17 protein-coding genes are annotated in these 15063 nt (G+C 47.6%); 9 read left to right on the top strand and 8 right to left on the bottom strand.

The genetic code is table 11. The features are described from left to right. Positions 1-29: 29 nt before the first annotated feature. From lptB to AOT11_RS05290, 6 genes are read right to left on the bottom strand one after another with little or no spacing between them, the layout of a single operon-like run. On the bottom strand, positions 30-755 hold the full coding sequence (gene lptB / locus AOT11_RS05315; RefSeq protein WP_011078769.1) for an LPS export ABC transporter ATP-binding protein: 726 nt from the start codon (positions 753-755) through the stop codon (positions 30-32). After that, positions 755-1249, bottom strand: a complete 495-nt coding sequence (gene lptA, locus AOT11_RS05310) for a lipopolysaccharide transport periplasmic protein LptA (RefSeq protein ID WP_011078768.1) — start codon at positions 1247-1249, stop codon at positions 755-757. Before lptA ends, lptB begins: the two co-directional genes overlap by 1 nt. After that, positions 1230-1793: an LPS export ABC transporter periplasmic protein LptC gene (gene lptC / locus AOT11_RS05305; protein ID WP_011078767.1), complete on the bottom strand. Its 564-nt coding sequence runs from the start codon at positions 1791-1793 to the stop codon at positions 1230-1232. Before lptC ends, lptA begins: the two co-directional genes overlap by 20 nt. Next, entirely contained in the window at positions 1790-2347 is a 558-nt protein-coding gene (gene kdsC, locus AOT11_RS05300; protein ID WP_013572482.1) for a 3-deoxy-manno-octulosonate-8-phosphatase KdsC, read from the bottom strand. Before kdsC ends, lptC begins: the two co-directional genes overlap by 4 nt. After that, on the bottom strand, positions 2347-3318 hold the full coding sequence (gene kdsD / locus AOT11_RS05295; protein WP_017420352.1) for an arabinose-5-phosphate isomerase KdsD: 972 nt from the start codon (positions 3316-3318) through the stop codon (positions 2347-2349). The genes kdsC and kdsD overlap by 1 nt, the downstream gene beginning before the upstream one ends. 21 nt (positions 3319-3339) lie before the next feature. Further along, positions 3340-4305, bottom strand: coding sequence for a calcium/sodium antiporter (locus AOT11_RS05290; RefSeq protein ID WP_026050418.1), 966 nt, complete (start codon positions 4303-4305; stop codon positions 3340-3342). A gap of 345 nt (positions 4306-4650) precedes the next feature. On the opposite strand from AOT11_RS05290, the gene mlaF reads away from it, so the two are divergent. The 9 genes from mlaF to AOT11_RS05245 all read left to right on the top strand — a co-directional run bounded on the left by mlaF (position 4651) and on the right by AOT11_RS05245 (position 11644). Then, entirely contained in the window at positions 4651-5454 is an 804-nt protein-coding gene (gene mlaF, locus AOT11_RS05285; RefSeq protein WP_011078763.1) for a phospholipid ABC transporter ATP-binding protein MlaF, read from the top strand. Next, the gene (mlaE, locus tag AOT11_RS05280; protein WP_017420354.1) at positions 5447-6235 is read left to right on the top strand and encodes a lipid asymmetry maintenance ABC transporter permease subunit MlaE; all 789 of its coding nucleotides are present in this window, start codon (positions 5447-5449) and stop codon (positions 6233-6235) included. Before mlaF ends, mlaE begins: the two co-directional genes overlap by 8 nt. 2 nt (positions 6236-6237) lie before the next feature. Then, positions 6238-6726: an outer membrane lipid asymmetry maintenance protein MlaD gene (gene mlaD / locus AOT11_RS05275; protein WP_017420355.1), complete on the top strand. Its 489-nt coding sequence runs from the start codon at positions 6238-6240 to the stop codon at positions 6724-6726. Continuing rightward, positions 6707-7366, top strand: a complete 660-nt coding sequence (locus tag AOT11_RS05270; RefSeq protein WP_017420356.1) for an MlaC/ttg2D family ABC transporter substrate-binding protein — start codon at positions 6707-6709, stop codon at positions 7364-7366. Before mlaD ends, AOT11_RS05270 begins: the two co-directional genes overlap by 20 nt. Next, positions 7366-7683 (top strand): STAS domain-containing protein, encoded by a 318-nt coding sequence (locus tag AOT11_RS05265; RefSeq protein WP_017420357.1) that lies wholly within the window; start codon positions 7366-7368, stop codon positions 7681-7683. Before AOT11_RS05270 ends, AOT11_RS05265 begins: the two co-directional genes overlap by 1 nt. Before the next feature lie 3 nt (positions 7684-7686). After that, positions 7687-7941 (top strand): BolA family iron metabolism protein IbaG, encoded by a 255-nt coding sequence (ibaG, locus tag AOT11_RS05260; RefSeq protein ID WP_011078758.1) that lies wholly within the window; start codon positions 7687-7689, stop codon positions 7939-7941. Positions 7942-7950: 9 nt separating this feature from the next. Continuing rightward, positions 7951-9216, top strand: coding sequence for a UDP-N-acetylglucosamine 1-carboxyvinyltransferase (gene murA / locus AOT11_RS05255; RefSeq protein ID WP_011078757.1), 1266 nt, complete (start codon positions 7951-7953; stop codon positions 9214-9216). Between the two features lie 138 nt (positions 9217-9354). Beyond that, the gene (locus tag AOT11_RS05250) at positions 9355-10080 is read left to right on the top strand and encodes a 1-acylglycerol-3-phosphate O-acyltransferase (protein ID WP_017420358.1); all 726 of its coding nucleotides are present in this window, start codon (positions 9355-9357) and stop codon (positions 10078-10080) included. 127 nt (positions 10081-10207) lie between these two features. Continuing rightward, the gene (locus AOT11_RS05245; RefSeq protein WP_017428762.1) at positions 10208-11644 is read left to right on the top strand and encodes an IS1182 family transposase; all 1437 of its coding nucleotides are present in this window, start codon (positions 10208-10210) and stop codon (positions 11642-11644) included. A gap of 136 nt (positions 11645-11780) precedes the next feature. Here AOT11_RS05245 and AOT11_RS05240 read toward each other — a convergent pair whose 3' ends face one another. Beyond that, positions 11781-12218 (bottom strand): universal stress protein, encoded by a 438-nt coding sequence (locus AOT11_RS05240; protein ID WP_011078755.1) that lies wholly within the window; start codon positions 12216-12218, stop codon positions 11781-11783. A gap of 78 nt (positions 12219-12296) precedes the next feature. Then, entirely contained in the window at positions 12297-14876 is a 2580-nt protein-coding gene (locus AOT11_RS05235; protein WP_017421239.1) for a TRAP transporter permease, read from the bottom strand. Positions 14877-15063 lie beyond the last annotated feature (187 nt).

The raw sequence follows: 15063 nt of genomic DNA, 5'->3' as shown, positions 1-15063 counted from the left end.
CGTAATTGGTTCTGTTGTTCTTCATTTAATCATAGTCGGAATTGTTCGCCGAGATAAACTTGTTTTACCTGTTCATTGTTGAGAACTTGTTCAGGTGTTCCTTCCGCAATCAAACGACCTTGGCTAACGATGTAGGCTTTTTCACAGACGTCTAAGGTTTCACGTACGTTGTGGTCGGTAATCAGGACACCTAAGCCTCGATCGCGCAGATGTTCGATAATTTTTTTGATATCAATGACCGAAATAGGGTCAACGCCGGCAAAAGGTTCATCCAATAAAATGAACTGTGGGTTGGCCGCTAACGCTCGGGCAATTTCCACTCGGCGTCGTTCACCACCGGATAATGCCATGCCCGCGCTGTGACGAATGTGCTGAATGTGGAACTCTTCTAATAAGTCTTCCAGTTTGTCCTGGCGTTCTTCGCGCGTGAGCTCGTTGCGAGTTTGCAAAACCGCCATGATGTTGTCTTCAACAGAGAGCTTGCGGAAAATCGACGCTTCTTGTGGCAAATAGCCAATGCCCAACTTAGAGCGGCTATGCATCGGAAGAATACTGATGTCACGATCATCAATCTTAATGGAGCCTTCATCGCGAGGCACCAGTCCTACAATCATGTAAAACGAGGTGGTTTTGCCTGCGCCGTTAGGGCCCAGTAATCCCACGATTTGGCCTGATTCAACCTGCAAGCTAACGTCTGTAACGACTTTGCGTTTTTTATAGCTTTTCGCTAAGTGTTTTGCGCTCAATACCGCCATTAGTTATTCACCTGACTTGGCTGTAAAACGGTGGTGACACGCTCATTTTTAGAGCTGTCGGCCATCAGTTTTTGTAAAGCAATTTGGTAGACAATTGACGAACCTTTGATGACGTTGTTGTCTTGCGCTAGCTCCGCTTGACCTTTCATGGTCAACTGATCGTTATCGATGCTGTAATCGAGCTGTTTAGCGCTGCCGCTCAGCGTTTTGCCATCATCCATCAATTGTGAAAAGGTCGCTGGCTGGCCAAAGGCTTCGATCTTTTTAATCGTATTGCTCTCAGGATCGCGTGTGACGACGATTTTATCGGCATTGATATTGATGCTGCCCTGTTTGAGAGAGACGTCGCCATCAAAGATGACTTGATTACTACGCATATCTAATTGCTGTGAATCGGAATCAATATAAACAGGCTGCTGAGTGTCAGATTTCAACGCATAGGCGTTGCTGGTGGCCAGCATAAGAGCAAAAAGACTAAGGTGTAAGGGTTTCATATCTACCTTGTACATGATTATACAGAGTCGCTGTGTTGGTTTTCAGGTTACCCTTCATCGCTTCTCCGGTGGTTTCAAATTGTGGACCAATCAATAAAACCTGCTGGTCAGCATGAAAATCTCGATTCGACAGATCGATTTCCAGTTTGTCCGTAGACAGCATTTCGAAGCTGGCGCCTGGCAACAAGTTTTGCATTCTCACGTGGTCGGAGAGGGTCAACACTTGCTCTTCATCCAGCACGGCGCGTCGAGCTGTGATTTTCCATTCGATCGTGTCGCCATCGCGGTAGATGACTAAACTCGGATTTTCAAAAACGGTATCGCCACTTTTGGCGTAGTGATCCAAATGCGACGAAGAGATCTGATGGCTTCGTATGCCATCAGAGTTGTAGCTGATGTTGTTGAGTGATTCGCCACTAAACATCGGTAGCTCTAAATTGGGGGCCACTTGTACCGATTGAGCTTCACGTTGGCCATACAAGTAGTAGCAAGACCAACTGACAACGAAAAACAGCAGCAAATAAATCAGCCGAGAAAAACTCATATACTCAGACCTTTGTGAGCGTCTAATTCTCCACGTGCCTGTAAAATGAGATCGCAAACTTCACGCACGGCACCATGCCCCCCCTTAATGCGGGTAACATAGTTGGCGCGTTGTGCCAGTAGCGGATGACCATCAGCAACACAAACTTGTAGTGCTACTTTTTCCATTACAGGCCAGTCGATTAAATCGTCTCCAATATACCCGGTTTGTTCTGGGAGGATGGAGAGTTTGTCACAAATATCGTAGTAGGCGCGGACTTTATCATCCTGACCTTGATAAATGAGTGAAATACCTAATGCCTTCATTCGGTTCTCGACAATTTGTGACTGACGACCGGTAATAATCGCAATTTCAATGCCCGCATTCATGAGCGCTTTGACGCCGTAACCGTCTCGGGTGTGGAAGGTCTTCAACTCTTCCCCCTGATTGCCCATATAAATCAGACCGTCAGAAAATACCCCATCCACATCACAAATGAGAAGTTTAATATCGCGGGCAATATCGACGATCGCTTGTTCTACTGGACCGTATAAAGTTTCAACGAATTGCGTCACTACATGACTCCCGCTTTCAATAAATCGTGCATGTTTAATGCGCCAACCAGTTTACCATCTTGGCACAACATTAAACCGTTAATTTTCTTCTGTTGCATGAGGTTGAGCCCTTCAACCGCGAGCATGCTTGGATTGGCAACTGTAGGGTGTTTGGTCATCACATCGCCGATCTGTGCGCTGTGAATGTCGACACGCTTATCTAAGATACGGCGTAAGTCTCCGTCAGTAAAAATGCCGAGCAACAGATTGTCTTGACCCACAATGGCCGTCATGCCGAGGCCTTTCTGTGAGATTTCCAATAACGCATCACGCACTAAAGCATCCGGAGAGACGCGCGGTAACTGTTCGCCCGTATGCATGATGTCGTTGAGTTTCAATAATAGCTTTCTTCCCAGCGCACCACCAGGATGGGACAGTGCGAAATCCTCAGCGGTAAAGCCGCGGGCTTGCAGCAAGGCCACAGCCATAGCATCGCCCATCACTAAAGTCGCCGTTGTGCTGGTGGTTGGAGCCAAACCCAACGGACACGCCTCTTCAGGAACGGTGATTTGTAAATGGTAATCGGCCAGTTTTGCCATGGTCGAGCTGGGTTTGCCAGTCATGCTAATGATGCGGATACCCAATCGCTTTAATACCGGAAAGAGCGCGAGAATTTCTGAGGACTCACCGGAGTTGGAAATGGCAAGGACGATATCCCCACGTTCGATCATTCCTAAGTCACCGTGCGAAGCTTCCCCTGGATGAACAAAGAACGAGGAAGTGCCGGTGCTGGCTAACGAGGCGGCGATCTTTTTCCCGATATGACCAGATTTCCCCATCCCCATAACAACCACTTTTCCGGCGTTATTCAGGATTAATTCACACGCTTGCTCAAATTGCTCATCAAAATATTGCGATAACTGCTCAAGACCGCGTATTTCCGTGGCTAACACTTGTTTTGCTACCGCACGATAATCAAAGGACAGGGTCATGTGTACTCCTAGCGAGACAGCTTACGCTGCCATGTTCATTAACAGATAGGCCTGATAACCGATAAAGCAGGTCAGTAGAATACCACCTTCCGTACGACTAATTCTGCGAGATTTGCCCAATGCCATGACAACCAAAAGTAAGGAAATCGCCAGCATTACCCAAAAATCACGTCCCATTGCGTATTCACTAATAAATGACGGGTTGAGAATACCGGGGATCCCCATCACGGCAAGAATATTGAAGACGTTGGAGCCGATGATGTTACCGACCGCCATGTCATCTTCACCTTTCAGAGCACCCGCCAAAGAGGCGGCCAGTTCTGGCAGGCTGGTACCCACGGCAATAATGGTTAAACCAATCACCAAGTCACTCATGCCAAAGTATTTCGCAATGATGACCGCATTATCCACTAGCATATCGGCCGCGAGTGGTAAAAGGATCAGACCAATGACGATCCACATTGCGGCTTTGGGATTGCTGACGCCTTGAGGAATTTCCGACTCTTGCTCTTCTAAGAAGGCATCTCCGGTTTTTTGTTCGCGACGGCTGATTTGCAGCATCGCGACTAGGAATAAGGTAAATAAAACAAACAGTAGCACGCCTTCATAGAAACCAAGATGACTATCCCAAAGTAGGATGCCAGCCAAGACAGTTACACCAATCATGAGCGGCAACTCGCGACGTACTACGGCAGAGTTGATCGACAGTGGACGAACTAACGCGGTAATACCAAGAATCAGGGCGATGTTGGCGATATTCGAACCTATAACATTACCCACTGCGGTATCGGTTTTACCGTCAAGTGCCGCGGTGGCTGAAACCATCATTTCTGGCGCAGATGAGCCCATTGCGAGGATGGTCATACCGATGACCAATGGAGAAATACCGATATTGCGAGCGAGGGCGGCTGAACCAAAAACAAGTTTGTCGGCACTCCAGACCAACAAAATGAGACCAACGATAAGCAGCGCGACGGCTTCGAGCATGATAAGTTCCAGAAAGTAATGATAAGTTGAATGATTAACCGCTAATTTTGACCTTTTGCCGACAAAAATGGAAGCCAAAGTGGTAACAAATTACATCCTCGTAAGTGGTAAAGGCTAATATGTAAGGAAAATGAGAGATGAGCCGATAAGGCGTTATTTTTCGTTAGGATTAATAAAGAGTGCAGAAAGAAAGTCTATTGAATTGAGTGATGGTTCAAAGGAATTAATCGAACACTGCTTTTAATTCTGAAATAATCTGCTTATCATGGCTTGCCGAATTTGTCGCCAATCGACACAAGTGCGATAAAAAACGCAGGGGAATACCTGAGTAAATAAAGAGAGAGTATGTCACACAACGATTTAGTAACGATTCATGGACTGACGTTTTCCCGTGGCCAACGTAAGATTTTCGACAACATCGATTTGCGTATTCCCAAAGGAAAAGTGACGGCCATCATGGGGCCATCTGGAATTGGAAAGACCACATTGCTTCGCCTGATTGGTGGGCAAATCTTGCCGGAAAGTGGTGAGATTTGGTTTGATGGTGTCAATATTCCTAGTTTGTCTCGCTCTAAGCTTTATCACGCCAGAAAAAAAATGAGCATGCTGTTTCAATCCGGCGCGCTGTTTACTGATCTCAATGTCTTCGATAACGTCGCCTTTCCTTTACGTGAACACACTCAGCTGAGTGACTCACTCATTCGCACTTTAGTACTATTGAAGCTTGAAGCGGTTGGCCTGAGAGGGGCTGCAGAACTAATGCCAAGTGAGTTATCTGGTGGCATGGCTCGTCGAGCTGCCCTAGCAAGAGCCATTGCGCTCGACCCTGAGCTGATCATGTATGACGAACCTTTTGTCGGTCAGGATCCGATCACCATGGGGGTGCTGGTTGAGTTGATTCGTAATTTGAACAGTGCCTTAGGGGTCACAGCCGTTGTCGTTTCTCATGATGTCCCGGAGGTGATGAGCATTGCTGATTGGGTGTATCTGCTGGCTGATGGCAAAGTGATCGCGAAAGGCACACCAGAGGAGCTGCGCAACAACAGCGATCCTCGTGTTCAACAATTTTTATTGGGTGAAGCGGATGGTCCTGTGCCGTTTCGTTTTCCCGCGCAACCCATAGAAAAGGATTTATTTCACGATGCCTAACTTAGTCGACATGATTTCAGCGCTCGGGCGTCGCTTCCTTAGCTTATGTCAATCATTTGGCAAGGCGAGCTTAATGCTTGCAGGTTCACTTGCGGGGAGACCACAACCGCGAAAAACGCTGCCACTATTGGTGAAGCAAATTTATAACGTGGGTGTGCAGTCTTTGGCCATCATCGTGGTCTCAGGGCTCTTCATTGGAATGGTGTTGAGTCTACAAGGCTACGTGATTTTGGTGGATTACGGCGCAGAAGGCAGCCTAGGGCAAATGGTCGCGCTGTCGTTATTGCGTGAGCTAGGGCCAGTTGTGACGGCATTGTTGTTTGCCGGGCGAGCGGGCTCTGCACTCACGGCTGAAATTGGCCTGATGAAAGCGACAGAGCAGCTTTCTAGTATGGAAATGATGGCGGTTGACCCACTTAAAAGAATCATAGCGCCAAGGTTGTGGGCTGGCATTATCTCGATGCCGCTGTTGGCGATGATCTTCATGGCCGTAGGTATTTGGGGTGGCCAATTGGTGGGTGTTGACTGGAAAGGCATCGACCACGGCAGTTTTTGGTCTGCCATGCAAGCTTCGGTGGAGTTAGGGCAAGATATTGGTAACAGCATGATCAAGTGTGTGGTCTTTGCCATTACCGTGACTTGGATTGCGCTCTTTAATGGTTACGATGCTATTCCAACTTCGGAAGGCATCAGCCGTGCGACGACTCGCACGGTGGTTCACTCTTCTTTAGCGGTGTTGGGGCTGGATTTTGTCCTCACTGCGTTGATGTTTGGGAATTAAACATGCAACAAACACGTAAAACAGAATTATGGGTTGGCAGCTTTGTCTTGGCGGGAATTTGCGCAATTCTGGTCATGATTTTTCAAGTCGCTGACGTAAAGGGGCTGGGCTCGGGCAATACTTACACGCTCAAAGCACAGTTTGACAACATCGGTAGTCTTAAAGTGCGCTCGCCTGTGAAAGTGGGAGGGGTTGTGATTGGACGCGTATCCGACATTTCGTTGAATCCTGAAACCTTAGTCCCTGTCGTATCGTTGTCGATCAACAGTCTCTACAACCAGTTTCCGGAGACCTCGAGTGTGCAGATACTGACATCCGGCTTGATTGGTGAGCAGTACATCGGCTTAGTGCCAGGATTCGTTTTTGAAGATGAGCAGATGCTTAAAGATGGTGACTTTATTGAAGACACCAAATCGGCGTTGGTATTGGAAGATTTGATTGGCCAAGTGCTGTATAGCGTCGGCAACAAAGATGAAACTAAGAAGGAATAATTCGATGAAACGATTCTTTTTGACCTGTCTCTCGCTGTTGATGTCACTTAATGTATTGGCGAGCACGGCAGTGGACAAAGCCGATCCGTATCAAATGATGAAGCAGGTTTCAGAGCAGGCCTTTGCGCGTTTGAAGGCAGAGCAACCTAAAATTCAGCAAGATCCTGACTACCTCAAAGTGGTGGTAGAAGAAGAGCTGATGCCATACGTGAATGAAAAGTACGCGGCACTTAAGTTATTGGGTACAAATCTCAAAGGGGCAAAGCGTGAAGACGTCACAGCGTTTATTGACGCGTTTCGCGCGTACTTAGTGAGCTCTTATGCGCAGGTATTGACGCAATACACGGATCAGAAAATTCTCTTTGGCCCGGAATCTAAGGTGGAAGAAGATCAGCGCATCACCAGTGTGAAAGTTGATATCATTGATACCCCCCGCCCAAACATTAAGCTAGAGTTCAAATTGCGTCGTGAGAATAACGGCGATTGGCTCGCTTTTGATATGGTTGCCGAAGGGATCAGTTTACTCTCCAGCAAGCAGTCGGAGTGGAATGGTAAAATTCGCCAAGATGGTATTCTTTCCGTCGCCAACGAGCTGGAAGCATTAGCGAAACAACCGATTCGTTTTGAGGCGAAAAACTGATGTCACACCCGCAATGGCAGCAATCGACAGACGAGAAAGTCAGCTTAAGTGGTAATTTGGATCGTGAACAAGTGCCATCACTGTGGCGTTTTGCTCAGACTTGGAAGCCGAGACATAGTCAGGTGGAATTCTCACTAAAAACCGTACAACGGGTGGATTCTGCCGGAATGGTGATGCTAATTCACTTATTAGAGCATGCAAAAAAGCAAAACTGTCATATAATGCTGAGTTTTGTGCCAGCGCAACTGCGCACACTGTTTCAGTTAAGCAACGTTGAAGACGTGGTTGCCAAACATATTCAAAGTTATCAGGGGTAAATTGTGGATAGCGCAAAAGTACAACAGTTACTAGAAGAAGCACTCAACCTTGAAGAGTTGCATGTAAAAGGTGAAGGTAGCCACTATGAAGTGGTCGCTGTTGATGCTTGTTTCGAAGGAATGAGCCGCGTTAAGAAGCAACAGCTGATCTACAAACCACTCATGGACTACATCCAACGCAATGATATTCATGCCTTGTCGATCAAAGCATACACGCCTGCCGAATGGGCACGTGACAAGAAACTGATGTCTCTTTAAGGTTTTATAATGGAAAAGTTCCGTGTAATTGGGTCGACTCAGCCATTGGTGGGTGAGGTGACGATTTCAGGTGCCAAAAACGCTGCACTGCCGATTTTATTTGCGTCGATTCTGGCTGAAGAGCCAGTTGAAGTGGCCAATGTGCCGCATCTTCGAGATATTGATACCACCATGGAGCTGTTAAAGCGCCTTGGTGCCAAAGTGGAACGCAATGGTTCCGTTCATGTTGACCCTAGCTCTATCGATGAATATTGCGCGCCTTATGATTTGGTGAAAACCATGCGTGCGTCGATTTGGGCATTGGGGCCGCTTGTTGCTCGTTTTGGTCAAGGACAAGTGTCTCTTCCAGGTGGGTGTGCGATCGGTGCGCGTCCCGTGGACTTACATATTACGGGTCTAGAGCAGCTTGGTGCGACCATCACGTTAGAAGATGGTTACGTTAAAGCGCATGTCGACGGCCGCCTACAAGGCGCACACATTGTGATGGATAAAGTGAGCGTAGGTGCCACGATCACCATCATGTGCGCAGCCACACTTGCCGAAGGCACGACGGTTTTAGATAACGCAGCGCGTGAGCCAGAAATCGTCGATACTGCGAAATTCCTCAACACGCTTGGGGCTAAAATCAGCGGTGCAGGCACTGACACCATCACCATTGAAGGTGTTGAGCGTCTGGGTGGTGGTAAGCATGCCGTTGTGGCAGATCGCATCGAAACGGGGACTTTCCTTGTCGCTGCGGCGGTGTCTGGCGGTAAAGTCGTTTGCCACAATACGCAAGCGCATTTACTTGAAGCCGTGTTGGCGAAGTTGGAAGAAGCGGGTGCGCTTGTTGAAACTGGCGAAGATTGGATTTCTGTTGATATGACCGGTAGAGAGCTCAAAGCGGTCAATATCCGCACGGCGCCTCATCCGGGTTTCCCAACCGATATGCAAGCACAGTTTACCTTGCTGAATATGATGGCCAAAGGCGGTGGTGTGATCACTGAAACCATCTTTGAGAACCGTTTCATGCATGTTCCAGAGCTAAAACGTATGGGCGCAAAAGCGGAGATTGAAGGCAACACGGTCATCTGTGGTGACGTGGAGCGTTTGAGCGCTGCACAAGTGATGGCGACCGATCTACGAGCGTCAGCCAGTTTAGTGATTGCAGGTTGTATCGCTAAGGGTGAAACCATCGTTGATCGTATTTACCACATTGACCGCGGCTATGACAAAATCGAGAACAAGCTTAATGCACTGGGTGCAAAGATTGAGCGTTTTCGTGAGTCAAACTAAACTGCGTTGATACCAATATAGCCGAAACACAGGTTTCGGCTTTTTTATATTTTTGAAGTTGTTTTGTCAGAGAAGTGGAGCGTAACTTTCAATATCTTGGGAGTGCAATGCCGATCTGAATGAATACCGGAGTTATAAATGATTGCTCTAGTGCGTTTATTAGCGACGGCGTTATTTGCTGTTGTGATGTTCGTTTTTGGTTGTGGCTACTGTTTACTTAGCCCTCGAAATCCTAAGCATGTGTTCACCTTTGGCCGTCTGTTTGCCAAAATGTCGCGTGTATTTGGCATTAAGCTGGAACTGCGTCTTCCTGAAGATGCCTACCAACGTGGCCAACATATCTACATTGCCAACCATCAAAATAACTGGGACCTCTTTACCGTATCTTCGGCAGTGACACCCAAAGTTGTCACGGTAGGCAAAAAGAGCCTAGCGTGGTTACCGCTGTTTGGACAGCTTTACTGGCTGACGGGTAACATCTTGATTGACCGTGCGAATAAAACCAAAGCCAAAGGGACGATTGATCAGGTAGTGGCAAGCATGAAAGCAAGTGAAGTCTCGGTATGGATGTTTCCTGAAGGTACACGCTCACGCGGTCGTGGCCTCATGCCTTTCAAAACGGGCGCTTTTCACGCTGCGATTGGCGCTGGCGTGCCGATTATCCCGATCGTATGTAGCTCAACGGATCAACTGAAATTGAATCGTTGGAATAATGGTCACGTGATTGTCGAAATGTTGGATCCCATTAGCACCGAAGGTTATGGCAAAGAGCATATTCGCGAGCTTGCAGAAATCTGTCGCGAAAAGATGAAAGCCAAATTAGAAAGTTTGGATGAAGAAGTGAAGTTACGTAATCAGCAATGATTCACTTAAAAATCGATGGTTAAAATAAAAAGGATGTCATATGACATCCTTCAGACTGCTGACAAAGGTCTAGCTTTCGAGCTAGACCTTTGATCTAATAGGGGTATCGAAATATGGATACTCCGATATGCTTCAAGAACCGACTCCGCAACAATACGAACTGGAAATGGTGACGATGGAACAGTTAGTTCCTAAAAACCATTTAGTGCGCAAAATCGATAATGCTATCGACTTTGAATTCATTCGTGATGAAGTCGCTCATCTTTATTGTAAAGATAATGGGCGTCCACCTGTTGACCCTGTTCGTCTCTTCAAAATCATCTTGCTTGGTTATATCTTTGGTATAAAAAGTGAGCGTCAGCTCGTTAAAGAAATTGAAGTGAATGTCGCTTACCGTTGGTTCTTACGGATGTCATTAACAGAGAAAGTCATCCACGCTTCGACTCTAAGCCAAAACCGCATTCGTCGCTTTAATGGCACGGATGTATTCGAACGTATTTTTATCAATATCGTAGAGCAAGCCATGACGAAAGGCTTGGTCGCGGGTCAAGAGCTCTTTACGGACAGTACTCATCTCAAAGCGAACGCCAACAAGAATAAACACACCAATAAAGTCACGGCGGTTCGCGCGAGTGCCTATCTTGATATGCTGGATGACGACGTCGCGTTAGACCGAGAAAAAGCGGGTAAGAAGCCTCTTAAGGCTCGTGAATCAGAGTCAAAAACAAAGAATACCAAAACCAGCACCACTGACCCAGAGAGTGGCTTCATGACTCGTGATAATAAGCCACAAGGCTTCTTCTACCTCGACCATCGAACCGTTGATGGTCAACATGGAATTATCCTCGATACCTATACCACCGCGGGCAACATCAATGACTCACAGCCTTACGTTCAACGCTTAGATTACACGCTTGCTACATTCCAATTGAACCCGATAGCCGTTGGACTGGATGCGGGCTACTTTACCGCTCCAGTGGCGGAGTCACTTGAACGTCGAGGTATTCTTGGCGTGTTCGGTTATCGACGTCCATCGAGAACGAAAAATGCGTTCAAAAAGAAACACTTTACTTACGATGCGCAAAGAGACTGCTACCAGTGTCCGAATGGTCAGGCGTTGCTTTATAAAACCACGTCACGCGATGCCTACCGAGAATACCACTCAGACCCGAAAGAGTGTGCGTTCTGTCCAATGAGGGATGACTGTACTCAAAGCAAAAACATGAAGAAAGTGATTACTCGGCATATCTATAGCGATGCCGTAGAGAGAGCAAATCAAATGCGGCTTTCTTCCTATGGTAAGAAGACCTATCGACGTCGAAGTGAAACAGTAGAACGGAGCTTTGCAGATGCCAAGCAACATCATGGTCATCGTTATGCTCGCTTCCGAGGTCTAGCCAACGTGCAAATGCAATGTTGGTTGGCAGCGGCAGCCCAAAACATCAAGAAGATAGCGTTGGTGGTGAACTATCTACGAAAAATGGGCTTAAATATGGCAGAAATAAGGCAGATACTTGCTTCTGTATACCCATGTAATGAATGGGAACTTCTGCGCACGATATAACAAAAAAAAATCACGATCGCGACCTACGGTCGCTTCCAAAAAAGAACCCCACTTAAAAAGCGGGGTTCGTCATCAATCTGAAGGATGTCATATGACATCCTTTTTTTGTTCCGGCTTGACTGAGTAAAATACGGGACTAAGCTTGCGGTTTGACCACCAATACGTTAATGGGTGAGTTCTCAACCACTTTACTGGCGACGGAACCGAGCACCACTTTATCGATTTTTGAGCGTTTGTGGCTTGGCATGATAATCAAATCAGCCCCCAGCTTTTCAGCGTACTCTAAGATAGTGGCGTAAGGTTTGCCTTCGGCAACATGGACCTTGTAGACAATTTCATCGGCGATGTGTTGATCAGCAAAGTTCTTAAGTTGTTGCACCACATCTTGTTTCATTTTCTGTGCCGCATCTTTAGGGAAGTAGCTCGCCACCATCGACATGTGAATGCCGGGCAATACGTTGAGCAAATGTAATTGAGCATTGGCTTGGCGCGCGTGCCACACCGCGAGCTCAACGGCTCTATCTGAAAAACCTTTATCGTTCAGATCGACGGGAACAAGAATCTGTTTGTACATGGTATGATCTCTATTGTTGTTATTTCAGCATACTGTTTTGAGATAAATATAGCCCCGATTTCACGGGGCTATTGATGTTTACGCTTGAATGATTTGAGATCGAATTCGGCGTTTCTGATTTGCTGCCATGAAAATAAGGATCAGCAAACAAGGGACAAACACCCATTCTTTCATTGGTCGATCTGCTTCTTCTACCACCCATTTGATTTCCCAATCGAAATCGATACCGGAGGCTTCAGCAGGGCTGTCAAATTCAACCATATCAACCAGCATCTTGCCTTGATCTTCAACGAGGGAAAGCCCCATCGACTGAAGACGTTCAAGTGCGGTTGTCGCATTATCATCAAAAGGCAAACGGACCGTCTTTTCAGTGAAATCACCTTCTAGATTGGTACCAGCTACACGAAGCTCCAGTGATTGTCCTACATCTAGCTTCTGAGTGATTTGCTCTATCTCAATACCTGGTGAAAGAACTTTGGCTGGGTAAATCATGTCCCACCAGAAGCCTGGACGGAAGAACGAGAACGTAAGTATGAGCAGTAACAGCGTTTCCCACCATTTGTTTTTGGTGAACCACCAGCCTTGTGTGGCCGCGGAGAAGATCAGCATGGCGATAATCGAGGAGAGTATCGTTAATAGCAAGTGCCACCAAGTATCAATGCCCATCAACAAGAGCTGAGTATTGAAGACAAACATGAATGGCAAGATAGCGGTACGAATGTCGTAGGCAAACCCTTGGATACCGGTACGGATCGGGTCGGATTTCGCAATCGCAGCTGCAGCAAACGCAGCTAAGCCAACTGGAGGGGTGTCATCGGCCAAAATACCAAAATAGAACACAAACAGGTGGACGGCGATAAGTGGAATGATCAAGCCGTGCTGAGCGCCTAGCGTGACGATCACTGGCGCCATCAAGGTCGACACCACAATGTAGTTCGCGGTTGTAGGAAGCCCCATACCAAGGATCAAGCTGATCACTGCGGTGAAGATCAGCATCATGATCACGCTGCCGCCGGAAATGAACTCAACAAAATCGGTCATGACCAAACCGATCCCGGTTAGGGTCACCACGCCGACGACGGTACCCGCAGCAGCGGTTGCGACACCGATGCCAATCATATTGCGAGCGCCCGATACTAAGCTCTCTAACAGATCTGTCCAACCAGCCTTGGTTTGCTGCGCAATGTCGTCACTCTTGTTCATCAACGCCATCAAAGGACGTTGAGTGAGAAGAATAAAGATCATGAACACCGTGGCCCAAAACGCTGAAAGGCCAGGAGAAAAGCGCTCAACGGTGAGACACCAAACAAGCACAACAATCGGAAGCAGGAAGTGCAAACCCGATTTGATCGTCGGTCCTGGGTCGGGCACTTCGGTCAGTTCTGCATCGATCTCCAAGGCGCCATCTTGCGCATGATGGGCGGAAATTTTGACTAAGCCTACGTAGGCAACAAGTAAGGCAATGCTCACCATTGGTGTCGCGGCATCGCCAAAGACATCCTTGGTCCAACCGATGCCGTAGTAAACCACCGCACTGACGACACACAATCCTAAAATCGTTCCCGTAAAGGAGAGCAAGCTTTGCAGCATGGTTGGATTGTGGCGTCGAGGTAAGCCTGTCATGCCCGCTTTGCAGGCTTCTAAGTGAACAATATAAATCAGCGCAATATAAGAAATTAAGGCCGGCAGAATGGCCGCTTTAATGACTTCAACGTAAGAAATACCGACATATTCCACCATCAAGAAAGCTGCAGCTCCCATGATCGGCGGCGTTAATTGCCCATTGGTTGATGCTGCCACCTCGACGGCGCCAGCCTTTGTTCCTGGGAATCCAACCCGCTTCATTAAGGGAATCGTAAAGGTACCCGTGGTGACCACGTTGGCGATGGAAGAACCAGAAACAAGCCCTGATAAACCGGAGGCGACCACGGCCGCTTTGGCCGGCCCACCACGCATATGGCCGAGCAATGAGAAGGCCACTTTAATAAAGTATGCCCCCGCACCTGCGCGTTCCAGCATGGCACCAAAGAGTACAAACAAGAACACAAACGAGGTGGATACGCCAAGAGCAACACCGAACACGCCTTCCGTGGTCAACCATAAATGGGACATCGCTTTGTTGATGCTTGCCCCTTTATGGGCAATGACATCCGGCATGTAGGGACCGGCAAAGGTATAAAAGAGAAAAAGAGCGGCCACGAGCATTAAAGGAGGGCCCAACGCTCTACGAGTGGCTTCAAGCAACAGCACCATGCCAGTGACTGCTACCGCAACATCCATCGTCGTTGGAGCGCCTGAACGGCCAGCAAGCTCGGTGTAGAAGATGTAGATGTAGGAAGCAGAGAAACTGCCGAGTAAAGCCAATACCCAATCGAGGGCAGGGATGTGCTCTCTAGGTGAGCTTTTCAGTGCAGGGTAAGCAGTGAAAGCAAGAAAGATAGCAAAGGTTAAATGTACAGCTCGTGCCTGCGTGTCATTAAGAACGGCGAAATCGAAAATAAACGGCAGCGGTGAAGCGTACCATAATTGAAACAATGACCAGCAAAGAGGAACAAACCAAAGGATTCGTCCCTGTAACCCTGCCGGGTTACGTGCGCCAGTATCGGCTTGAGCCACCATTTCTTGCACATCTTGTGACGGAGTGGTATTCGTCGTCATGTACGTTTCCTTGTTATTGATGGTCTAGTTGATGCTGTCACCCTTCCGATTCTGAACTCGGAGAGGGCAGTGAACTCAATGCTGTCTGAATTAATGAGATTGTAACGGCAAATCAGACAACAGAATGATTGAAGTCGGGATCAGGATTGAATCGCAGGCAGGAAGATGGCCTTCCTGCCTGAATCGT

Source organism: Vibrio vulnificus NBRC 15645 = ATCC 27562 (genome assembly GCF_002224265.1).
In the GTDB taxonomy this organism is placed as follows: Bacteria; Pseudomonadota; Gammaproteobacteria; order Enterobacterales; family Vibrionaceae; genus Vibrio; species Vibrio vulnificus.
Note: the sequence above shows the minus strand (reverse complement) of the source record. Positions and strands in the feature narration are given on the sequence as shown.